This is a genomic window from Pseudomonas sp. Root401 (assembly GCF_001425105.1).
Lineage (GTDB): Bacteria > Pseudomonadota > Gammaproteobacteria > Pseudomonadales > Pseudomonadaceae > Aquipseudomonas > Aquipseudomonas brassicacearum.
Map to the genome: position 1 here is coordinate 1 of NZ_LMDO01000026.1, position 21981 is coordinate 21981.

The following is a 21981-nucleotide window of genomic DNA, read 5'->3' on the forward strand; positions in this document are numbered from 1 at the left end:
GATTTGATCCAACAGCGTTTGACTGCGATTGGGTCAACCAATGGCTGAAGAAGCAGGTGAAGGTCTGATCAACAAGAGGGTGTCGGGCGGACGCTTACGTAGGGGGCTTATCAATGCAGGCATTTAGCATCAATGCTTTAATGAATCCTTGTTACACACGCGGAAAACATTGCGTCCAGAAGTGTTCAGCGTCCGATTCTGTTGAAAAAGTCGGGTTGCCCAAAACGCTCGAATATTGACGGGGGAAAACACCTCTTTTGCACGCTGCTACGTGAAAACCGAGTCCTGAAACTTCTGCGCAAAACACCGATTTCAATCTCAGGCGCGTACTTTTCCGCCGGGGAAACTGAAGCCGACTTTTTCAACAGAATCGTCCGAAAGCGGACAGCCAGCGATGACCGCTGGGGACCAAAGACAGCCGTCCGAAGGAGTTCATAATCAAGCCTCAGTCAAATAACGGGCTCCATGCCGCCTCTAGCTGACGAACTGCCTCCGTCCAATTAAGTACTTCGGTTAACTTTGTTTGCAGGGTTTCTGCTCGAGCGAATGCAGACTTTCGGTCAAGGAGTACATACTCAATTGAACGCTCCCATTCTTTCGCCGACTCATCCAGATCATCGTGAGTGTCGACAATCATGTATTGAGCACTCTGGCCAAGCTTATCTTTTAATAGCGACGCAAAACCGCTGCGATCACTCACGAGTACAGGGGTTTTCGCTGCAACGGCTTCAAGTGCTACCAAACCAAATCCTTCACTTCGAGATGGCATTAGCACAAGCGATGCCATCTGGATGTCTTTCAGTAGAAGATTCGTATCGTGCGAGTAATTACGCACTTCCACGTCTAATTTGCCGCCACCGAATTGGACAAGCAGATTCCTTAGCTCTTGACCGGTGCCAGCAGGGGCGCCACGGACTATTAATTTTGGGGGCATCGGAAGCTTGCCGCGTCGGGTGACTTCTCCCAGCGCCTTGGCGGCAATATCTAGGCCTTTGAGCGTGTAATCTTCTGCGCGACCTAACAACAGGCACACAATTTCTGGAGGTAAATTTGACGGGCGTGTAACAGCACGGTATCCAGGATCTAACTGGTGCACTAAAGGCGTTGGTTCTGCTAGATAGACGAGTGATCGAGCGGCAAGAGTGAGTGTCGGTCCCACACCGACAACAATCGCTGCGCTGGATGCAAGATTCGTCTGCAGGACTCTGCGCTCTTCAGCCGAGTATGCTTGATCGTCAGGGCCGAGCTTGTCTTTGTACCACTCAATGCTCTCAGGACGGGTATGAACAAACAGAACGAATTTCGCCCTATCATATTTTTGCGTAAGTACTTTTGCATGCGGGCCCGTCTTCCGGTCATGACCTATGATCAAATCGGGAACAAAGTTTTCAGGAAGCAGCATATTTAACAGCAATCTGTCAGTGCCGCTGAGACCGGGCTCAGCGTCTGGCGTTAATAGGTGGACACCAGCCTGTTCGGCTTCGGTACGCTCTTGCTCAGATGCCTCAGGCACCATACATATTACGCGATGACCTACAGCAGCGAGCTCAATGCAAAGATTTCGGTTGAGCGTGGACAAACCGCCATGTCGTGATTCCCACTCAGTCCCTACCGCGATAATGCAAAGGCGTCTACTGGCTTCAGTATTGTTTATAGGTTTTGCTTCCGAGCGGATAGTAAGACTCTCCAAGGTTTGGTTAGCTAGTACAGCAGAATTGAAGTTTGAAGCTGCATCGGATAAACGCTTATGGGCTAATCGAAGTTCCTCTCGGTTAGGTCCAGTAGGGATTTTTTGGAGTCCCAGCTCTAGGGCTTTTACAGCCTCATCTATCTGTTCGTCATCAGCGAACGTATCCGCAAGAGCGATGAAAATACTATGCAGATTTTTACTTGGTGGGATTCGATCAATGCCGTCCTTAAGTAGTTCGATCGCAGTAATCACGTCACCTTTGGTCACGAATAACTTTGCTATTCGAATGTAAATCGTGAACAAATTATTTTGTGCCGGAATGGTCACGAGTCCATTTCTGAGTAAAAGGATTGCGTTATCTATCTCGCCTTTATCTGTAAGAAGCTCCGCTAGTGCGAGAAAAATGTCACACAATCCCTTCTCGGGAGGGATTTTAGTGATGCCTTCTTCCAGCAGGTTTATGGCTTCTGAGGAGCGTCCGTTCAATGTCAGCTGTTCTGCGGTTAAAAAATAGATTTCACTTAAGGCTGCATCTGCGGGAACTGCTTCAAAAGCGCTATTTGCCGCCATTAGCATGGCCTCAATACCGTCCACATCGGCCTCTAGTCGTAGGCGCAGTACCCAAGCAGCGGCTGGCGATTGTGGGCCTGTGCACTTTCGTGCGTGCTCGAGCGCACGTTGGAGGTCTTCAGGACGTCGGCGACTGTAAAGCAAGCGCGCCAGGTAGTACTCCATTGACTTGGGGCCACCCTCTTGCAGATAGGCAGACAATACAGCGATGATCTCATCACGCCGTCCTACGTCACGAGCTTCTGGAGTAGACCAACCGTACAGCAAACACAGATGATGGCCGAAGCGCTGCGCTATCTCATATAGCTCTTCCATCCGATTCGCTTGTACAAGATGATAGCGAGCTTCTACAAAAGCCCCGCCAAGTTTGCCAGCGTTTTGAATTTGTTTTGCCGTAAAGTGCCGTGTGTAGTAACCAGCAGCGGCGGTATGCGCGCTATGTGTTGCCCGTGTGTTGCTTTTCAGCCTATGAAGGGATATCTCACGAACGACGGGATTCAGGGTGTACCAACCGCCTCTCTGTTGAAGCAGAAACCTTGAGCTAAGCGCCGCTAAAAAAACCGCCAGTTTCAGTTCAGAGGGCAAAAGCAAAGAAATACCATTAAGGTCCATCGACTTTCGATAAACGGCTAAGCCTTCAAGTGCCGATGCACTGGCACCATCTAAATTTTCCAGTGCGCGTACGAGTAATTCGCGCTCAAGTTTGGAGATTAGACTTTGAGAAACATCTTGATCGCGCGCCTCCCACGCCTCAGGAACTACTCCGGTCAAGTCATCGAGCGCTTCCTGTTCCAGACATCCAACCAATACACGGATCGCGCGCGGATTTCCCCCTAGCCAGCGCGATATTTCAGGTCGTCGCTCGGGGGAGATATCTCCTTCGCGCCTGGAGTCTTCCAGTAACTGCCCTAGCAGATGAGCACCTTCTTCTGGCGATAGTCCCTCCAGCGTCTTAAACGCAACTCGCTCGCCCCATCGAAATGTCCTGTCTAGACTATGGTGACTAAGCAGCAGCAATCTTCCAGGCGCTGCTCGCTTGGAAACACGTTCTATGAAAGCCGCGACACGAGGAAATGGAACGCCAGCACCTGTGTCAACCATTCTCTGGAACTCATCGATTACAATGCGAACCGGTTTCAAAAGCAGTGATACTAGAGCCGTCTCAGCCGATAAACCCTCGTCAATGGCTTTCGCTAGCTCCATATGTCCTCTTGCTGCCAGTTGCTCAGATAGATCGAGTAGTAGGTCATCAATCTCTCCTGACTCCGGTGCGTCTATCCGCGCATCAATCGAAACCTGTTGCTCGAACTCGAATGCAACCTCGGTTTTACCAACCCCGGAGAAGCCTTCTATGACGCAAACGCAATGGTTGTTAGAGCTCCATTCATTTACGAGCCAACTGACTACAGCTTTATGCTTTTCGCCCAGCACGCGTGCATCTCCTTTCAGATCGATAAATACGCCTACTCACGGAGTAGTTTCCAGCAGATGATGTCCGAGCAATCCTACTGAATGACTGCATTACTCATGGTGGCCATTGTGTGGCATTTGGCCGAGCATTAGAAGTGATTACTATGAAGTTTGGTTAAGATCCGTTCTTCACCGAAGTAGGCAATCACCCTTGGCTGTATAGACACATCTCATTGGTCGTTTCTGGCTACCCTCTGCCGGTTGGGGCCTTTAAACTAGATCGTCAGATCTGATGCACGGTGCAGATACCACCTCTAATTACGTCAAACGGGCGCTTTTAGGCGCCCGTCATTCCATTAGCTTTCAACCTGCGCCTGAAGCCGCCGACCAATCACCTCCAGCAAATCACACCCATCGCGTAACGGAATCACCAAAAGCTGTGCGAAGTCCGAAAGCACCACTGTATCGCTGGTGATTTCAGAACGAAACGCGATGTTCTCCAGTACCTGAGTCACCACACGGATGCGGTAATCAGCGGTTGCATGCAGGACGTCCAGCGGGGCTTGAGTATCAATGAGGAGGGAAGCAGGGGTGCAGTCGATGCCGGTGATGGGGACATATCTTTCCATGTTCAAAACTCCGATCTAATGAGGTTTTAGCCACTCAATCGTCGCCAAACAATTGGGTGGCAGTTGTACGCAGGTTGGCGAACCGGGATCGGAAACCGGCAGACCCGAAGGCCTCCCACGCACAACTGCCGTAACGGGCAGCCGTGCAAGTGTGCCAAAGCCTCTGCAAAAAACGCAGTACTTTTGCACTCGATCCTCAGGTCGCCAAACCTGATCGCCATTCTGCGGCGATGGGAATGACTATAGATTTCACCAGACACGACGGGCAAGACACCTGCTTCCGAGAGCCTTGTAGGAATCGAGACAGTTTTTTGCCAGAGATAACCGGGCAGACAGAGGCGCAGTCAAACCTGATCGATACTGGACAGTTGCCCGGCGGGGATCTACCGTCGCGAGCGGCCCGGAGTCATCGAGCCAGGTGATTTGATTAATAAAGGAGAGGGGAAATGGAGAAATGGACGCTGCACTGGCTGGAGGCCTCGGGGAGTCTTGCCGAGTTTCGCCGCGAGCTGGTTGATGAGTTTGACGCCGCTTACGAGGCTATTGCTCGCCTGATGCCCCCACCGCGACTCGATGTTCTGATTCAGCGGCTACCGGGCGAAACCATTCCGGAAATGGGCTTGGTAGGACGGGCGTATCGCAGTTCCATGTTTACCATGACCCTTGATCCCGACAATCCGAATTTCTTTTCCAGCCTGCGCACCGGCGCACTGCGTCGCCATGTTGTTCATGAGGTTCACCATTGCCTGCGCATGGGCGGTCCTGGTTATGGTTGGACGTTAGGCGAGGCGTTGGTCAGCGAAGGGCTTGCCGGTCAGTTTGTTCGGCATGTGCTTGGTAGCGATCCGGAGCCTTGGGAGCATGCCATCGCATCTGCCGATCTATTGCGCTCACCGGTTGGGCTGCAGATTCTCGAATCACGATATTACGATCACAACGAGTGGTTCTTTGGTTTTGGCGACAAACCCAAATGGCTCGGTTACTCGTTGGGCTATCAAATGGTCGGACGTTGGCTTGCGTCGAGGGGCGAAACTGATATTTCGACCTGGGTCAACGCATCAGCAGCAGACATCATGGCCAATGCGCTGGAGGAAGGTTTGGTATTGGCTGAGTCCTGAACGCTTGCCGCAACTTTTCAATTACCTGGCTGATAGAGGGCCCTTGGATCGTCGGCGGAGTGGGGCTCTCACCAAACTCACGCCAGATGAACAATGTCAGCTCTGCGCCATCGGTCAATGTCTGGGCGTTTTCTTGAGTGCCAAAGGTCTCCAGCAGCCTGTACCGCGCATCTTTCCAGAACAGTGCCTCGACCCAGTTGTACACCGGGATGAAATGGAAGTGGATGGGGTAGCGGGGATCGTGGCCGAATCGGCTGATGTAGAGCCATTTGGGGTTCAGTTGTGTTTCAAGAACGCTCTGGATGTTTGCCATCAGGCTGCCCAGCTCTGCGAGTGCGGGTTCGGGCAGTTGCGCCAGTGAATTTACGTGATGCTTGGAGCCGAGCATGAGGTAGCCGGGCAGGGAGGAGGCCAGGTGGTGGTTGACTATCCAGTGGGTGGTTTCGTGGAGGATGAAGTGGGGGAGTAATTCCAAAGCGGACTCCTTGTTAATGATTGGAATCTTTGTTTATCAGGATGATCGGGTATTGGGTCTGCTTCGCAGCCCAGCGGGGATAAATCCCCTCGCCACAGGGGAGAGTGTTGCAATTAGCCTTCGAACTCCGTTTGCAGCATCGTCAAAAACGCCTCTCTGGCAGGATGCTTCCCAGCGTTTTCATGCCAGTAAAAAAGGTTATCGATCCCCGTCAGCTCAGGAAACTCATACCCCGTCCAACCAGCGCTCTGGCGGTATTGCTCATAGATCCCTCGGGGCACCAGTGAGACGCCGGCACCCGCGCTGACACAGCCAACAATGGCGCCATAACTGGCGATGCTGGTGATCGGTTGCACTTGGTCATGACGCAGCAGCCACTGTTCCAGCGCCAAGCGGTACGGACAGCCCGTGGGCCACATGAAGATCGCCTTGCCTTGCAAATCGGCGGCGCTGCGCAGCGGGCCGTGGGACTCGGAGGCGATGAGCACCAGGTCTTCGCGGTACATCACGGCTCGCTTGAGTCCAGGCCGTTGGATGTCCACCGCTACGATCACGCCATCGAGCCGGTGATGTTGGATATCGTCCAGCAACTGCGCCCAGGTTCCGGTGCTCAGTTCCAGTGACACTTGCGGATACTGCGCGTGGTATTTGGCGAGCAACTGCGGCAGACGCCCGGTGGCGCTGGACTCGATCGCGCCTATGCGCAGTGGGCCACTCGGGGCGCGGGTGGGAGCGACTGCGCGGCGGGCCTCTTCCGTCAGGCTCAGTATTTTGATCGCGTACTCCAGAAACACTTCGCCCGCCGGGCTGACTTGCAGCCCGCGACCTTCGCGGAAAAACAGCGGCGTGCCGAGTTCCCGTTCCAGGGACTTGAGGCGTGCAGTGATGTTGGACGGCACGCAGTGCAGCACTTCGGCGGCGCGGGCGATGCTGCCGGTGTCGCAGACTGTCTTGAGCATGCGCAGTTGGGACAGTTCCATAGCTCACCAAAAGTGAATGGTTGACTGAGTTTAAGTCACTTGTGCTGAGGTGGGGTGGTTTCGATACTTCGAGGCAAATCGGCCAGTGAGCAGGAACTTTAGATGGAAATGCGTTTTGCGCGGGTTGAAGGTTCCTCCGGCAAAACCGGTGCGAAAGTCATTCTGGCAACGATGTTGGTGATTGTTTGCTGGGCCTATTCGCCGATTGGTATTCGTATTGGCTTGCAGGCTTATGAGCCGGGTCAATTGGCGTTGGTGCGGTTTCTCATCGCGTCAGTGTTCATGGCCCTTGTGGCGATGGTGAGGGGTATTTCCTGGCCGCGTCTCAGGGATTTGCCGTTGCTGGCGGTGTTGGGTTTCTTTGCCGTCAGCCTGCATCACATCGCCCTCAATTACGGTCAGCGGGGCGTCAGCGCCGGGGCGGCCAGTGTGCTGGCCCAGTCCACGCCGTTGTTCAGCACGCTGCTGGCGCATTTTGTCTTCAAGGACAGAGTCAGCGGTTGGCAGTGGGGGTGTGTGCTGTGCGGCTTGCTTGGCGCTGGCGTGGTCGTTGCGGGGGATCGTGGCTTGGGCGACATGGACGCTCATGGACTATTGATCCTGTTGGCGGCGCTGTCCTGGAGTTTGTATTTCGCTTTGCAAAAGCGCCATGCCCATCGTTATGACGGTTTGACCCTGGTTTGCTACACCGTTTGGTCGGGCACAGTTTTATTGTTCATTTTTGCGCCGGGGATGTTGAGCGCGGCGCGGCAGGCTTCGGTTTCGGTGAATCTGGCGGTGTTGGTTCTCGGTATTTTTCCCAGCGCGTTGGCGTACCTTGCTTGGGCTTACGTGCTGGCGCACAGCAACGTGAGCCGCGCTTCCATGGCGCTTTACCTGATACCGCCCACGGCGATGTTGATGGCTTCTTTGGTGTTGGCTGAGCGCCCGTCAGCGATGGTTATTGTTGGGGCGGTGATTGTGTTGATGAGCGTGCTGGCGTTGAGGCTTGAGTCGGGGAGTGGGGTAAAAGTCGGTTGATTCTGTTGTGGGTGTCGGCAATGACGTTGGATGTTGTCGCCACACGGAGTGCCATGGAACACCGTCCTACAGACAGGCGATCGCTTTGGGATAAATCACAGAAGTCTCTGACAACTTTTTAGGGTTGGCCTTCGGAAGTACCAGCCTTACGATCTGGATTGTCTCAGTGCTCAGCGTGGCATCCGGCGCGCTCAGCTTGGTTTTATATCGTGAGGACAGATCGATGCCGGAAACCCTATACGTCAAGGCTGACGAACTGAGTTGCCGCTATCGCGACATTTGGCGCTATGATTGCGTCAGATGTCGTACGGAGGTCAATGTTATGTCCCTAGCGAAGCAAGCAGACAAGCCGGCTGCTAAATCCGCCGGAAAAACTGGTATGGAGGCAAGGGTAACCAGAAAGCCTACGGAGGTGCTGTTGCATGGCCGTAAAGGTGATGAGCGTTTGCTGATTATCCGGTATGCGCAGGAAGGTTTTTACCTGAGCGACGTCAAGGACATGCTTTCTACGTCCACTCTGTACATGGAGCAGGATCTGGTTCAACGCATTACCGGGAGATCCGTCAGGACCGTCCAGCGTCTGGCGAAGGAGACCAAGCCAATACGCCTGAACCAGCAGCAGAGTACGGTTGCCTTTCAGTATGCTCAGACCCTGGAGCACGCCACCAACGTCTTTGGCAGCCAGCAACTGGCTGAGGAATGGTTGAAGAAACCCTGCAAGTACCTGGACGGTTACGTGCCATTGGAGCTGATCGACAACTCGCTGGGCTTCCAGGCGGTGGAGGATTACCTGACCCGGATTGAACATGGGGTTTATCAATGAATCCTTTGCCCTGGGACGGACGATGGCACGCTTGGCGCCTTGACCGGGAGGTCTACAAGGATACATGGGACAGCGGCATCGGGGCGCAACGAACCGGTGGCCGTTGGAATCCGCCCGGACGGCGGGTTATCTACGCTTCGGCTGACCCGTCTACGGCCATTTTGGAAGTAGCGGCCCACTTGGGATTCGACGCGTTGGACAGGGTGCCTTACTTACTGACATGTTTTGAGGTGCTGGATCCGGCGCTTATCAAAGTGATTCAGGTCGAAGACGTGCCAAACCCCAACTGGCTGATTCCGGCTCGACCGTCGCCCAATCAGCAGCAGTTTGCTGACGAGCTGCTGGCGCAGCATCCCTTTGTACTGATTCCTTCGGCGGTGACTCGGCACTCCTGGAATCTACTGGTGAGCTGCGATTTGGCGGCGGATCAGTTCAGGCTTGTCTCGCAGGAAAGGTTTGGCCTGGATACGCGATTGGTTAAGTGAACGTAAGGCTGCGTCTCAAGCCTACAACTTCTTCCATCCACGTCCATCGTTCGTGCGGTAGGTTCCCCCAGTGGCGCAGCATCCACCGGCTCCAAATGCCATACGCCCCAGCTCAACCGTGACACTCTCCTTTCCCTTGCTCAGCGACTGCCGATCGCAACTGGTGAAAAAAGGGTAGGGCTCCGTTTCCAGCACCACGGTCCAGGTCATGTCTTTCGCAGACTGGCCTTCGATCTTGTAAACCGCACAATCGTGAACAACCAAGTGAGTAAACTGCCCTGCAAGCTGGCCCTTGAAGACGAGCTCGGGTGGTGCGTCGAGCAGGGCGTTTTTTAGCGGGTCCGGCTCTGAGCCGTACTCGCAAGCCGCAAGCGTGCACATGGCGAGAACCAGGCACGTTAGCCAGACGCGCTGCCGCACTATTTCTTGACCGGATAATCCTGCCCCCACACCCGTACCGTGCTGACCGCCTCGTTCATGCCTTCAAACACGAACTTCTGCCGCACGGCAGTCTTCGGCGGAATGGTGACTTCATCCGGGTTGTCCAGGCCGGTGAGGCGGTTGGAGTAACCCGCCTGGTCGATGGCCAGCAGCACGCCGGTCTGGCCGAGGTTGACCACGCGCAGTTGGGTGTCGGTGCTGTTCTTGAAGCCGAGGGTGATGCTGACGTTGTCGTCGCCGGGTTCGAGCTTCAGCACTTCAACGGCGATGCGGTCTTTCATTTGCTCGCCGGAGGAAATGATCGCGGCGCCATCGGTGCCTTGGGCCGACTCGCGGCCATCGAGCACGCCTTCACTGACGCCGCCCAGCAGGTTTTTGCCGGCGGTAATGAACGTTGAGACGGCTGCTTTGGTCGAGTCCTTGATGAGGCTGCCGTCGGTTGGCTCGCCTTCGGCAAAGCACAGGGAACTGAGCAGGAGGCTGGAGACGAAGAGGGTGGAGCGTGACGGCAGAAGGTTCATACCTGAGTCCTTGAGGGGCTGCGACATCGCCCGTCAACAGGGCGAGCGGCAATGATAGCCGTGATCATGGGCCCCTAGCGATCTGCTTCCTTGAGTTTTTCCGACATCTTCACCAGCGTTGCCAACGAGTCCGCATTCATCTTGCGCATCAACGACCCGCGGCGCACTTTCACGGTCACTTCGCTCAAGCCCAGTTGGCCGGCCACCTGCTTGTTCAGCAGCCCTGACACGACCAGTTCCATCACCTCGCGTTCGCCGTCAGTCAGGGTGTCATGCCGGCGTTTCAACGCGTCCATGCTCGCTGCGGTCTTGCGCCGTTCCTGGTCGCGGTTCAGGCCCTGGGTGATGGCATCGAGCAGGTCCTGTTCGCGAAATGGCTTGGTCAGGAACTCCAGCGCCCCGGCCTTCATGGCTTTGACGGACATGGGGATGTCGCCATGAGCGGTGATGAACACCACCGGGACCAGGATGTTCAAGCGCGCCATTTCCTGCTGGAAGTCCAGCCCATTCAAGCCCGGCATGCGCACATCCAGAATCAGGCACGCCGGGACGTCCGGCCGCTGGGCGTCGATGAACTCACGGGCCGAGCCGAATGCCATGCTTGCCAGGCCCACGGAGGCCAGCAGGTCTTGCAGTGAGGCTCGCACCGAGTGGTCGTCGTCGACGATGTAGACCATCGAATCGGCCAGGTCATGCACGTCAGTTTGGCTCATCGGATTCCCTTGTAACGGCTGGCAGGGTGAAGTGAAACGTCGAGCCGGACTGCGGATTGCTAGCGACCCAGATCCGCCCGTCATGGGCCTCGATGATCGAGCGGCTGATGGCCAAGCCCATTCCCATGCCGTCTTGCTTGGTGCTGTAGAAGGCGTCGAACACCCGTTCCCGGTCGCTTGCCGACAAGCCATTGCCCTGGTCGGATACCGAAAAGAGCAGTTGCTGAGGCGACTCAAGCGTCACATGAAACTGCAGAACCCGCTGGTCGACGTCAACCTGGCGCATGGCGTCGAGCGCGTTCATCGCCAGGTTCAGGATCACTTGCTGGATTTGTACTTCATCCGCGAGCATCGGCGGCAGGCCTTCCTGGACCTGTACGCGCAAGGTGATGTTCTGCTCGTTCAGCTCTCCGGCCAACAATCGCAGCGCGGCATGGACCGTGTCGGCCACGTTCAGCCATTGCTTCGTTGGTGCTTGATGTTTGGCCATGCCGCGCAGCCGGGCAATGATGTCGCTGGCCCGATGGGTGTCGGCGATAATCCGCTCCACCGCCTGCCGGGCCTTGGGCAGGTTGGGCGGCTCGGTGGCCATCCAGCGTAGGCTGGCACTGCCGCTGGCGGCCACGGCGGCCAGGGGTTGGTTGACTTCGTGGGCAATCGAGGCGGCGAGTTCGCCGAGCATGTTGATGCGGGCGATGTGCGCCAGGTGGGCGCGGGTCTGATGCACCGTGCGCACGGCGGCCGAGAGACGCAGCGCCAGGTACGTGGTGCCGGCGATGGCCGCGAGGCTGATCAGCACGTTGATCAGCCCGGCCTCCGTGTCGCCAAAACGGGTGAAGCGATAGCTGAGGATCGTCAGGACCATGCAGATGACCGAGACCCCGGCCACGGCGCGCGCCGGCAGGATTCTCACGGCGATCAGCACCACCACGATCTGGAAGACCCCGACCGCGATTTCCAGGTCGGTGACGGTATCGATCGCCGCGATGCCCAGGGCCAATCCCAGCAGGAGCAGTAGACGCAGGGTCAACGTCGTTCTTCTCATTGAATGTCCATCGCGCATTGCTCCAACGACCGGGCCTGATCCACGCAGTCTATACCGCAGCGTCTCAGGATGGATTGTCCAGGCTGAACTGATCGGCCACTTCGTCGTAGGCGAACAACTCGGCGTAGCGGCCCCATTGCGTGACACAGTCCAGCGTAATGGCGGCGTCGTGCTCGGACATGAAATCTTCCAGTTGGTCACGGAAACGCCTAGCCGGTGCGGTGCGGGTAGGGCGGTCGTCCAGCACCCGGCGCACATGCCCCACCAACGGGACATATTTGAGCAGGTGCTTGGCAAACAGTTGCTTGCGTTCATCCACCGCCGACTCGGCATAGCGCTGCCCGGCCGGCAGGAGGGTGATGTGGCCGTCCTGCAGGTCGGCCAGGCGCATGAGTTGCAACACTTCGGCGACCGGCAAAAGATCACTGGCGGTATAGCGCAATGCACTGGCGAGTTCGCGCAAATCCGCTTGGCCGGCAAACGGCTGGTCCTGCACCGCTTCGATCAGCCCAGCCAGGGCATTGCTGGAAATCGACGGCAGGACCATACCCACGCCGCTGCCGGCAAAGGTGCCCTGGGGTGCTGCGCCGACATTCGCGCCGCCGGCCATCTGCACGTAAATGTGCTCGACCAGGGCTTGGAACGCCGGGTCGGCGCGATTGCGCGGCTGGCTGAGGTCCACGCTGATCTCACTCATGACCCGCCCCGGGTTGGAGGAGAAAATCAGAATCCGATCACACATCAGCACGGCTTCTTCGATGTTATGGGTGACCATCAGGATCGACCGGATCGGCATGCGCCCCTCGCGCCACAGATCCAGCAGGTCTGTGCGCAGGGTTTCGGCGGTCAGCACGTCCAATGCGGAGAATGGCTCGTCCATCAACAACACGTCCGGGTTGACCACCAACGCACGGGCCAGGCCGACGCGCTGGCGCATGCCGCCTGACAGCTCTTTGGGGAAGGCACTTTCGAAACCATCGAGGCCGATCATGTCGATGGCGGCCAGCGCTCGCCGACGTCGTTCAGGTGCCGCCACGCCGAGGGCCTCGAGGCCGACCTCGACGTTTTGCAGCACCGTCAGCCAGGGGAACAGGGCGAAGCTCTGGAACACCATGCGCACCGAGCTCGCCAGCCCTTGGGCATTGCTTGGGAAATCCACCACGCCGGAGGTGGGCGAAATCAGCCCGGCGATGGAGCGCAACAAGGTCGATTTGCCGGAGCCCGAGCGCCCGAGCAGGCCGACGATTTCACCCTCGTCCAGGCGCATGCAGACATTGTCCAGAACCCGGCGCTCGGCGCCSCCAGCCGTGCCGTAGACGTGGCCGACTTGCTGCACATCCACGAGGCAGCGTTTGTCCATCACTTGCATTGGATCACCCCTCAATCAATTCGAAGCCGACGCTCGGCGAAACCGTACAGCGGGCGCCACAGCAACCGGTTGAAACCCACCACGAAAATCGACATGACCACAACGCCCAGCGCCACTCGTTGCAGATCCCCGGCCGTGGTCGCCTGGGCAATGAACGAGCCCAAGCCGGACGCGTACAAATGGTGGTCGCCCCAGGACACCGCCTCGGCGACGATGCTGGCGTTCCATGAGCCACCCGCAGCCGTGAGGGCGCCGGTGACGTAGTAAGGGAGGACGCCCGGCAGCGCGACCTGGCGCCACCACTGCCAGCCGCGTATGTGGAAGCTGCGCGCCGCCTCGCGCAAATCGGTCGGCAGGGCGCTGGCACCGGCAATCACGTTGAACAGGATGTACCACTGGGTGCCCAGGATCATCAGCGGCGAAAGCCAGACATCGGGGCTGAGTTTCAGGGCGACGATGGCGATCACCGCGAACGGAAACAGCACGTTTGCCGGGAACGCTGCCAGTAACTGCGCGATGGGTTGCAGGCGCTCGGCCCAGCGCGGGTTCAAGCCGATCCAGACGCCGATGGGCACCCACACCACGCTGGCCAGCACGATGAGTACGCTGACTCGCACCAGGGTGATCAGGCCCAGGCCAAACGTACTGGCGACGTCCTCCCAACCTAACGTGCTGCCGATGAACCGCGACAACTGCAGGATGCCGGCGATGCAGGCAGCGGCGACCAGGGCGAGCCAGGCCCGGTCGGCTGTGCGGCTGACGCGGGCACTGGTCTTGAAGCGGATGGACGGCAGCCGGGGGAGCTTCTCCAGGAATAACGAGGCCTTGATGCTGCCCAGCGCCAGCAACACCAAGGGCACCAGGCGAGTCGAGCGCAGCAGGTCGTAGACCCTGGACCGTGGACGCTTCTGGGAGGCGGTCTGCTCGAAGCGGAATTTGTCCGCCCAGGCGACGATAGGCCGGAAAAACAACAGGTCATAGGCAATGATCACCGCGACCATGGCCAGCACCGCCCAAGCAATCGCGGCGATGTTTTGCTGCTCGATCGCCAGCGCCAGCCATGAGCCGATCCCCGGCAGGCTGACGGTGGTGTCGCCGACGGTGATGGCCTCGGAAGCGACCACGAAAAACCAGCCGCCGGACATCGACATCATCATGTTCCACACCAGGCCCGGCGTGGCGAAGGGCAGTTCCAGCCTGATGAAGCGTTGCCATGGCGAAAAGGCGAACTGTCGGCTGACCTCGTAAAGATCGTTGGGCACGGTTCTCAGCGATTGATAGAAGCTGAAAGTCATGTTCCAGACTTGACTGGTGAAGATGGCGAAGATGGCCGCGCACTCCACACCGGTTTCCTTGCCCGGGAACAGCCCCATGAAGAACACAACGGTAAACGTAAGAAAGCCAAGGACTGGCACCGATTGGAGAATATCCAAGGCGGGCAGGATAACGATTGCAGCCTTGCGGCTTTTGGCGGCCAACGTGGCGACGACCAAGGAAAAAACAAACGAAGCGAACAAGGCGATGAACATGCGCAAAGTCGTGCGCAAGGTATATTCCGGCAGGTGCACCAGATCAAGGGACAGCGGTGAAGCATCAAGCACGCCGAGGGGCTGGTTCATTTGATCCAGGCCATGGAAGACAAAGGCAGCCAAGAGCACCAGGAGGCCCAGCAGCGCTATATCGGCCCGCCAGGAATTAGCAGGAAGTTGTTCCCGGTTTTTGAAGGGCGTCAATACAGGTGCAAGGAAAGAAGGGCGCATGGATCACCTCTATTACTCTTTGAAAACCAGGGCTGCGACCACACTTGCGATCATTGGATGTCATGAAGTTGAAGCGCACTTGAACGGGGGCGTTAAATGCCCGGCAAGATTAGGGGCTGCCTGGGCTGAAGACCACGCTGACTTGGGACATGAAAATATACTTTGGTATATCCGTTCCCCTTCGGTGAAAGAACTTCGCGGTATTTGTCGCCTATTGAAAGTTGCGCGACGGGGGCGGGAGGGCGTTCATCTGATCCGTATTTTCCTGCGTCAGGTGCCTCTGTAATGAACCCGGCCCCCACCCCAGAATAACCACGCGGTTTGCCTATCGGACGGCCCGTGTACTGCAATTTTTTGGTCCAGGAGTGCTCATGGCGAAGATGGCGATTTTTTTAGGTGGGTTTTTGGCGCTGACTATTTTGATCGGCGTGCTGGCGACGATTTCGCCTGTATAGGCACACGCTGCTAAAGCCTCTGTAGCGACAACTCCACTGCGGTCGATCGTTCCCACGCTCCGCGTGGGAATGCCTCCACGGACGCTCCGCGTTCGGCTCTTGAAGGGACGCAGAGCATCCCAGGCTGCATTCCCACGCAGAGCGTGGGAACGATCATCAAGGGTTTACCGACCCTTCCCACGTGCTCCGAGCCCTATTCATCTATCCCCAAACGCCTCGAAACCGGCAGCATGGTCCATTCCCCACGCCGCAAAGGAAGGCATCCCATGGGCCGGAGCCGCTACGTCATCACCGAACCCGAAAAACCGCACTTTCTCACCTGCACATTGATGGAGTGGCTGCCGCTGTTCATACGGCCTTATCTCGTTGATCACCTGCTTGGGTGCTGGCGCTATCAGCAAACCCATCAGAACTTGCAGCTGTTCGGTTATGTCGTTCTGGAAAACCATCTGCATTTCGTTGCCCAAGCGCCGAATCTGAGCAAGTGCTTGCTTCAGTTCAAATCCTTTACGGCGCGCCAGATCATCAACGACCTACAAAACAAGGGTGCTGAGCGGGCATTGCAACGCCTGCGGTTCAGCAAGCGAGCGCATAAGCAGGACAGGGTCTATCAGCTCTGGCAAGAAGGCTCGCATGCGGAGCAAATCTATAGCGAAGCGGTCATGCGCCAGAAACTGGATTACATCCATTTCAACCCAGTGAAGCGCGGGTATGTGGAGTTACCGGAGCATTGGCGCTACTCCAGTGCACGCAATTATGCAGGGATGGAAGGGTTGATTGAGATTCAGCGATGGTATTGACCGCGGCGTTCACCGCCCTCCGCCAATTGATCGTTCCCACGCTCTGCGTGGGCATGCATCCCGTGACGCTCTGCGTCACCTTCCAGAAGCGGAACGTGGAGCGTCCCWGGCGGCGTTCCCACGCGGAGCGTGAGGAACGATCTTCACAGCCTCTGCGCCCCGATCGTTCCCACGCTCTGCGTGGTAATGCATCCCGTGACGCTCTGCGTCACCCTCCAGAAGCGGAACGCGGAGCGTCCCTGGCGGCRTTCCCACGCGGAGCGTGAGGAACGATCTTCACAGCCTCTGCGCCCCGATCGTTCCCACGCTCTGCGTGGGCATGCATCCCGTGACGCTCTGCGTCACCCTCCAGAAGCGGAACGCGGAGCGTCCCAGGTGGCATTCCCACGCGGAGCGTGAGGAACGATCTCCACAGCCTCTGCGCCCCGATCGTTCCCACGCTCTGCGTGGTAATGCATCCCGTGACGCTCTGCGTCACCCTCCAGAAGCGGAACGCGGAGCGTCCNCACAGCCTCTGCGCCCCGATCGTTCCCACGCTCTGCGTGGTAATGCATCCCGTGACGCTCTGCGTCACCCTCCAGAAGCGGAACGCGGAGCGTCCCTGGCGGCRTTCCCACGCGGAGCGTGAGGAACGATCTTCACAGCCTCTGCGCCCCGATCGTTCCCACGCTCTGCGTGGTAATGCATCCCGTGACGCTCTGCGTCACCCTCCAGAAGCGGAACGCGGAGCGTCCCTGGCGGCNGATCGTTCCCACGCTCTGCGTGGTAATGCATCCCGTGACGCTCTGCGTCACCCTCCAGAAGCGGAACGCGGAGCGTCCCTGGCGGCATTCCCACGCGGAGCGTGAGGAACGATCGTTCACCGCCCCGCCACCTGATCGTTCCCACGCTCTGCATGGGCATGCATCCCGTGACGCTCTGCGTCACCTTCCAGAAGCGGAACGCGGAGCGTCCCTGGCGGCATTCCCACGCGGAGCGTGAGGAACGATCGTTCACCAGATCAAGCTCCGCTGTAGGGACGGTCGTTGTTACCGATGCAAAATCACCTGCGCAATTTCCTGCAACCCCATCACCCGTTGTGCGGCGTTGAGTTTGATTGCTTCCTTGGGCATGCCGAAGACCACGCAGCTGGCTTCGTCCTGGGCCACGGTGGTGCTGCCGGCGTCGAGCATTTCCTTCAGGCCGCGGGCGCCGTCGTCGCCCATGCCGGTCATGATGATGCCGGTGGCGTTGCGGCCGGCGAATTTGGCCACGGAGCGGAACAGCACATCCACTGAAGGGCGGTGGCGGTTGACCAGTGGGCCGTCCACCACCTGCACGTGATAGAACGCGCCGCTGCGGGTCACCATCATGTGCTTGCCGCCTGGTGCGATGAGCGCCAGGCCCGGGTGGATGCGGTCGTTGTTGCGGGCCTCGCGCACTTCGATCTGGCACAGGCTGTTGAGCCGGGCGGCAAACGAGGCGGTGAATTTTTCCGGCATGTGCTGGACGATGACGATGCCCGGGCACACTCGCGGCAGGGCGGTGAGCACCGCTTCCAGGGCCTGGGTGCCGCCGGTGGAGGTGCCCAGGGCGACGATGCGTTCGGTGGTCTGCGCCATGGCGTGGCCGTTGGCGGCGGGCAGCATGGCGTCGGCGGTGAGTTTGGTGGCGGGCGTCAGCGCGATCGGGGCGGGACGCTTGCCCAGGTTGCGCACGTTGACCTGGGCGGCGGCACGGATCGCCGACACCAGTTCCGGTGCCGACTCCAACAGAAAGTTCTTCAGGCCGGTGGTGGGCTTGGTGATGATTTCCACTGCGCCAGCGGCCATCGCCTGCAAGGTGGTTTCCGCGCCCCGGGGTGTCAGGGACGAGCAGATCACCACCGGAGTGGGGCGCTCGCTCATGATTTTTTTCAGGAAGGTGATGCCGTCCATGCGCGGCATTTCCACGTCCAGCACGATTACGTCGGGCCATTCCTTGGCCAGTTTGTCCATGGCGAAAATCGGGTCGGACGCCGCGCCCATGACGTGGATGTCCGGTGTGTCGCTGAGGATCGCCAGCAACACCTGGCGAACCACGGCAGAGTCATCCACCAGCAGTACATTGATCTTTTTTGACATAGTCAGTGCCGGGTCCTTATAGGTTGGTGCCTGACCCACACATCGCCGCTGCAAAGGTCGAAGATGATGCTGCGGTGGCCAGTGCTGCCCATGTCGTGGGCGATGAGGTCGAGGCGATAAAGGGCGGCCATTTCCAGCGCGGCGTTGACGTTCAGCCGCGCCACATCGCCATAGGGCACGTGGCGTTGCAGTTCGGGGAACATCTCGCCGCCGCCGAACAGCTTGAGTTGGTAATCCTCGGGTTCGGTGTGGTGGGCCCGGGCCTGGCGGATGAACAGTTCGATGGCTTCGTCGGCATAGATACCGTTCAGTGCGGTGGAGCAGCGCACCCGACTGGGCAACATGAAGTGGCACATGCCGCCGATCTTGCGTTCCGGGTGCCACAGCGTGATCGCCACGCAAGAACCGAGGATCGTGCGCAGGCGGGTCGGGCAGGTGGCGAAACGAAACTCCCCCGGCGCCAGGTACACCTCGGCCACTTCCCTGATCGCGGCGCTCATGGTTTGCGGTAAATCGATGGCGCCACCAGTTTCAATGCATCGGACACACCGTTGAGGCTTTCCGAGTGGCTGATGATGAAATACCCGCCGGGCTTGAGCCGGGGGAGCAAGCGGGCAACCACTTTGCTTTTGGTGGGTTGGTCGAAATAGATCATGACGTTGCGCAGGAAGATCACATCGAACTCCCCCAGCTCCGGCAAGGTGTCGTTGAGGTTGACCTGGATAAAGTTGACCCGGTTGCGCAATGCCCGGTCGATGAGGAACGTGCCTTGCTGGCTGCCGGTGCCCTTGAGGCAATATTTCACCAGCAGCGGCTGGGGCAGGGTGCGGGCACGTTCCATCGGGTAATGCCCGGCGCGCGCCTTGGCCAGCACCTGGCTGCTGATGTCCGAACCGATGACTTCCCAGGGTGTGGTGCCCAATCCTTCGGCCAGGGTCATGGCCAGGCTGTAGGGCTCTTCCCCCGATGAACTGGCCGCGCTCCACAAGCGAAAGGTCTTGCCCGGTGTCGCGTGGGGCAGCACGTGCTGGCGCAGGAAATCGAAATGCTTGGGCTCGCGAAAAAAATAGGTCTCGTTGGTGGTGAGCAGGTCCAGCGCTACCTGCAGCTCATCGGTGCGCTGGCCGTTCATGATCAGCTTGAAATACTCGCCGTAGCTGTCCAGCCCATAGTGCTTGAGGCGCTTGAACAAACGCCCGGCCACCAAGGCTTTCTTGGCCTCGGACAGGCTGATGCCGGCGGCCTGGTACAGCCAGGACTGGAACTGGCCGAACTCTCGGTCAGTGAGCGCCTGTGCGTTCAGCGTGCGTTCCTTGCAGGTATCGGCGTTCACGGGGCATCCACTTCCAGCGCGCTCGGGCTGGCTTCTGCGAGTAGGGACATCTCGTCGATGGACAGCACGCGGTCCACCTCCAGCACGATGACGAACTTGCCATCGACCTTGGCCATGCCACTGATGAAATCGGCACGGATCTTCGCGCCGAAGCTCGGTGGCGGCTCGATCTGCGAGGCCGGGATTTCCAGCACCGCCGACACCGTGTCCACCAGCAGGCCAATGTCCTGGGCCAGGCCGTCGGCGCTGGACGCCTCGATGATCACCACGCACGAACGCCGGCTGATCGCCGAATTCGGCCGGCCGAAACGGGCCGACAAATCCACCACCGGCACCACCGCGCCGCGCAGGTTGATCACCCCGCGCACGAAGGCCGGCATCATCGGCACCACGGTCAGGTTGCCGTATTCGATGATCTCCTTGATGCACAGGATGCCGATGGCAAACATCTCCGTGCCGAGCATGAACGTCAGGTATTGCGCTTCTTCCTCGACCGCGATGGCGGTTTGACGTGTGGTGGCGATGGCGCCCATTGCTTTTTCTCCTTTAAGCAAGCCAGTGGAACCGGGCCATCAGAACCGGGTGAATTCCGATTCGTCCGGGGCGCTGGCCATGTTGTAGGCAAACGCCTTGGGCATGACCGGTGCCGGAGTCCGGGCCGGTTTGCGGCCGGACGGACCTGGGGTGTTATCGACCCTGGCAACTTGCACGGCAGACTTGGGTGGCGTGTCCAGGGTGAAGAAGCTCATGGCCTGTTGCAGCTGTTCGGCCTGGCTGCTCATTTCCTCGGCGGTGGCGGCCAGTTCTTCGCTGCTGGAGGCGTTTTGCTGGGTCACCTGGTTGAGCTGGGTCATGGCGGTGTTGATCTGCGCCACACCGGCGGCCTGTTCTTCGGAGGCGGCGCTGATTTCCTGCACCAGGTCCGAGGTCTTGTTGATGGATGGGACCATCTCGTTGAGCAGGTTCCCGGCCTTCTCGGCCATATCGACGCTGCTGGACGACAGCTCGCCGATTTCCTGGGCGGCCACCTGGCTGCGTTCGGCCAGCTTGCGCACTTCGGCGGCGACCACTGCGAAGCCTTTGCCGTGTTCACCGGCGCGGGCGGCTTCGATGGCTGCGTTGAGCGCCAGCAGGTTGGTCTGGTAGGCGATGTCGTCGATGATGCTGATGCGTTGGGCGATTTTCTTCATCGCCACCACGGTCTGCTGCACCGATTCGCCGCCGTCGGTGGCTTCCTTGGCGGCCTTGCTGGCCATGCCGTCGGTGACCTTGGCGTTCTCGGTGTTCTGGTTGATGCTGGCGCTCATCTGCTCGATGGAGGCACTGGTTTCCTCGACGCTGGCCGCTTGCTCGCTGGTGGCCTGGCTCATCGATTGCGCGGTGGCGCTGACTTCTTCGGAGGCGCTGGCCAGGTTGTCCGCGGCATTACGCACTTCGCCGATGATGTGCGAGAGCTTGCCGACCATGTTCTGCATGGCGTTGAGCACCATGCCGGTTTCATCCTTGGAGCCACCTTCGATTTTGGCGTTCAGGTTGCCTTCGGCCAATTGTTCGGCAACGGCGGCGGCCTGTTTCAATGGGCGGGAGATGATGCGCGAGATGAACAGCGCCAGGCCCAGGCCTACCAGTAGGGCGGCAACCAGTACGGCAATGATCGACAGGCGTGCATTCTCATACAGTTCCGTGCCGTGGGCGCTGGCCAAGTCGGCTCCGGCGGCATTGAGTTCGACCAGTTTTTGCAGGTCGGCGGTTACCAGGTCGAAATGACGTTTGGATTCGCCTCTGAGCAACGTCTGGGCTTCGTTGGCCAGATTTTGTCGGGAAAGTGCAAACAGGTCTTTGCTAACGACCAGGTAAGCGGTCCAGTCACTGCGAGCGGCGTCGAACAACTGGCGATCTTCGGCACTGGAGAGCAGTTTTTCATAGGTCGCCAAGCGTGTTTCGAAACCCTGTTTGGCTTCGTCCGCTTCTTGCTCAATGGCGATGCGCTCCTGCTCCGAGTCGGCGGAAATGTGGCGGTTTTCCTTGAGGCGATAGTTCGCTGCGTAGAAGCGCATGCCCGAAGCTGCACGCATCGAAACCATCCAGTTTTCCCGGATATCGATGGTGGTGCCATTCACCTGGCCCAGTTGAATGATCGAGAACACTCCCATGACGGCGGTCAGCGCCAGCACCACAAGAAATGAAGTGATCAGTTTGGTGGCGATTCTAAGGTCGTAGAACCATTTCATTGGGAAGTACC

At 58.5% G+C, this 21981-nt stretch carries 21 protein-coding genes; 6 read left to right on the plus strand and 15 right to left on the minus strand.

The window, feature by feature from the left end:
- Nucleotides 1-445: 445 nt before the first annotated feature.
- Both ASC85_RS19490 and ASC85_RS19500 read right to left on the minus strand, forming a co-directional pair.
- Complete coding sequence (locus tag ASC85_RS19490; RefSeq protein WP_156395661.1) at nt 446-3691, minus strand: glycosyltransferase; 3246 nt, start codon at nt 3689-3691, stop codon at nt 446-448.
- Between the two features lie 335 nt (nt 3692-4026).
- On the minus strand, nt 4027-4299 hold the full coding sequence (locus ASC85_RS19500; RefSeq protein WP_025569626.1) for a hypothetical protein: 273 nt from the start codon (nt 4297-4299) through the stop codon (nt 4027-4029).
- Between the two features lie 446 nt (nt 4300-4745).
- Here ASC85_RS19500 and ASC85_RS19505 point away from each other — a divergent pair, with 446 nt between their 5' ends.
- Complete coding sequence (locus ASC85_RS19505; RefSeq protein ID WP_057450957.1) at nt 4746-5417, plus strand: DUF2268 domain-containing putative Zn-dependent protease; 672 nt, start codon at nt 4746-4748, stop codon at nt 5415-5417.
- On the opposite strand, the gene ASC85_RS19510 is transcribed toward ASC85_RS19505, so the two are convergent.
- Together ASC85_RS19510 and ASC85_RS19515 are read right to left on the minus strand one after the other, a co-directional pair.
- Nucleotides 5371-5892 (minus strand): HIT family protein, encoded by a 522-nt coding sequence (locus tag ASC85_RS19510; RefSeq protein WP_057450958.1) that lies wholly within the window; start codon nt 5890-5892, stop codon nt 5371-5373. The two genes, ASC85_RS19505 and ASC85_RS19510, sit on opposite strands and share 47 nt — an antisense overlap.
- A 113-nt stretch (nt 5893-6005) precedes the next feature.
- Entirely contained in the window at nt 6006-6872 is an 867-nt protein-coding gene (locus tag ASC85_RS19515) for a LysR family transcriptional regulator (RefSeq protein WP_057450959.1), read from the minus strand.
- Nucleotides 6873-6974: 102 nt separating this feature from the next.
- On the opposite strand from ASC85_RS19515, the gene ASC85_RS19520 reads away from it, so the two are divergent.
- The 3 genes from ASC85_RS19520 to ASC85_RS19530 all read left to right on the plus strand — a co-directional run bounded on the left by ASC85_RS19520 (nt 6975) and on the right by ASC85_RS19530 (nt 9200).
- Nucleotides 6975-7892 carry a DMT family transporter gene (locus tag ASC85_RS19520; protein WP_057450960.1) on the plus strand — a complete coding sequence of 306 codons (918 nt, stop codon included), beginning with the start codon at nt 6975-6977 and terminating at the stop codon, nt 7890-7892.
- A gap of 379 nt (nt 7893-8271) precedes the next feature.
- Nucleotides 8272-8715 carry a type II RES/Xre toxin-antitoxin system antitoxin gene (gene parS / locus ASC85_RS19525; RefSeq protein WP_057451004.1) on the plus strand — a complete coding sequence of 148 codons (444 nt, stop codon included), beginning with the start codon at nt 8272-8274 and terminating at the stop codon, nt 8713-8715.
- The gene (locus ASC85_RS19530) at nt 8712-9200 is read left to right on the plus strand and encodes an RES family NAD+ phosphorylase (RefSeq protein ID WP_053189200.1); all 489 of its coding nucleotides are present in this window, start codon (nt 8712-8714) and stop codon (nt 9198-9200) included. The genes parS and ASC85_RS19530 overlap by 4 nt, the downstream gene beginning before the upstream one ends.
- A gap of 21 nt (nt 9201-9221) precedes the next feature.
- Here ASC85_RS19530 and ASC85_RS19535 read toward each other — a convergent pair whose 3' ends face one another.
- From ASC85_RS19535 to ASC85_RS19560, 6 genes are all read right to left on the minus strand, one after another.
- Complete coding sequence (locus ASC85_RS19535; protein WP_057451005.1) at nt 9222-9581, minus strand: hypothetical protein; 360 nt, start codon at nt 9579-9581, stop codon at nt 9222-9224.
- Nucleotides 9582-9619: 38 nt separating this feature from the next.
- Nucleotides 9620-10162, minus strand: a complete 543-nt coding sequence (locus ASC85_RS19540; RefSeq protein WP_057450961.1) for a hypothetical protein — start codon at nt 10160-10162, stop codon at nt 9620-9622.
- Between the two features lie 74 nt (nt 10163-10236).
- On the minus strand, nt 10237-10875 hold the full coding sequence (locus tag ASC85_RS19545) for a response regulator transcription factor (RefSeq protein WP_057450962.1): 639 nt from the start codon (nt 10873-10875) through the stop codon (nt 10237-10239).
- Nucleotides 10862-11920, minus strand: a complete 1059-nt coding sequence (locus ASC85_RS19550; protein ID WP_082534417.1) for a sensor histidine kinase — start codon at nt 11918-11920, stop codon at nt 10862-10864. Before ASC85_RS19550 ends, ASC85_RS19545 begins: the two co-directional genes overlap by 14 nt.
- 64 nt (nt 11921-11984) lie before the next feature.
- The gene (locus ASC85_RS19555; RefSeq protein ID WP_057450964.1) at nt 11985-13289 is read right to left on the minus strand and encodes an ABC transporter ATP-binding protein; all 1305 of its coding nucleotides are present in this window, start codon (nt 13287-13289) and stop codon (nt 11985-11987) included.
- A gap of 11 nt (nt 13290-13300) precedes the next feature.
- The gene (locus tag ASC85_RS19560) at nt 13301-15049 is read right to left on the minus strand and encodes an ABC transporter permease (RefSeq protein WP_057450965.1); all 1749 of its coding nucleotides are present in this window, start codon (nt 15047-15049) and stop codon (nt 13301-13303) included.
- On the opposite strand from ASC85_RS19560, the gene ASC85_RS32185 reads away from it, so the two are divergent.
- A complete protein-coding gene (locus ASC85_RS32185; protein ID WP_156395662.1) occupies nt 15048-15335 on the plus strand; it encodes a hypothetical protein in 288 nt (95 codons plus the stop codon). The genes ASC85_RS19560 and ASC85_RS32185 overlap by 2 nt on opposite strands.
- A gap of 435 nt (nt 15336-15770) precedes the next feature.
- The gene (locus ASC85_RS19565; RefSeq protein WP_057450966.1) at nt 15771-16304 is read left to right on the plus strand and encodes an REP-associated tyrosine transposase; all 534 of its coding nucleotides are present in this window, start codon (nt 15771-15773) and stop codon (nt 16302-16304) included.
- A 1028-nt stretch (nt 16305-17332) separates the two neighbouring features.
- Here the strand turns inward: ASC85_RS19565 and ASC85_RS19580 are convergent.
- From ASC85_RS19580 to ASC85_RS19600, 5 genes are read right to left on the minus strand one after another with little or no spacing between them, the layout of a single operon-like run.
- On the minus strand, nt 17333-18406 hold the full coding sequence (locus tag ASC85_RS19580) for a protein-glutamate methylesterase/protein-glutamine glutaminase (RefSeq protein WP_003203057.1): 1074 nt from the start codon (nt 18404-18406) through the stop codon (nt 17333-17335).
- A gap of 2 nt (nt 18407-18408) precedes the next feature.
- Complete coding sequence (gene cheD, locus ASC85_RS19585) at nt 18409-18906, minus strand: chemoreceptor glutamine deamidase CheD (RefSeq protein WP_057450969.1); 498 nt, start codon at nt 18904-18906, stop codon at nt 18409-18411.
- The gene (locus ASC85_RS19590) at nt 18903-19739 is read right to left on the minus strand and encodes a CheR family methyltransferase (protein ID WP_014337791.1); all 837 of its coding nucleotides are present in this window, start codon (nt 19737-19739) and stop codon (nt 18903-18905) included. Before ASC85_RS19590 ends, cheD begins: the two co-directional genes overlap by 4 nt.
- Nucleotides 19736-20272: a chemotaxis protein CheW gene (locus tag ASC85_RS19595; RefSeq protein WP_014337792.1), complete on the minus strand. Its 537-nt coding sequence runs from the start codon at nt 20270-20272 to the stop codon at nt 19736-19738. Before ASC85_RS19595 ends, ASC85_RS19590 begins: the two co-directional genes overlap by 4 nt.
- A 39-nt stretch (nt 20273-20311) precedes the next feature.
- The gene (locus ASC85_RS19600) at nt 20312-21970 is read right to left on the minus strand and encodes a methyl-accepting chemotaxis protein (RefSeq protein ID WP_057450970.1); all 1659 of its coding nucleotides are present in this window, start codon (nt 21968-21970) and stop codon (nt 20312-20314) included.
- Between the last annotated feature and the right edge of the window lie 11 nt (nt 21971-21981).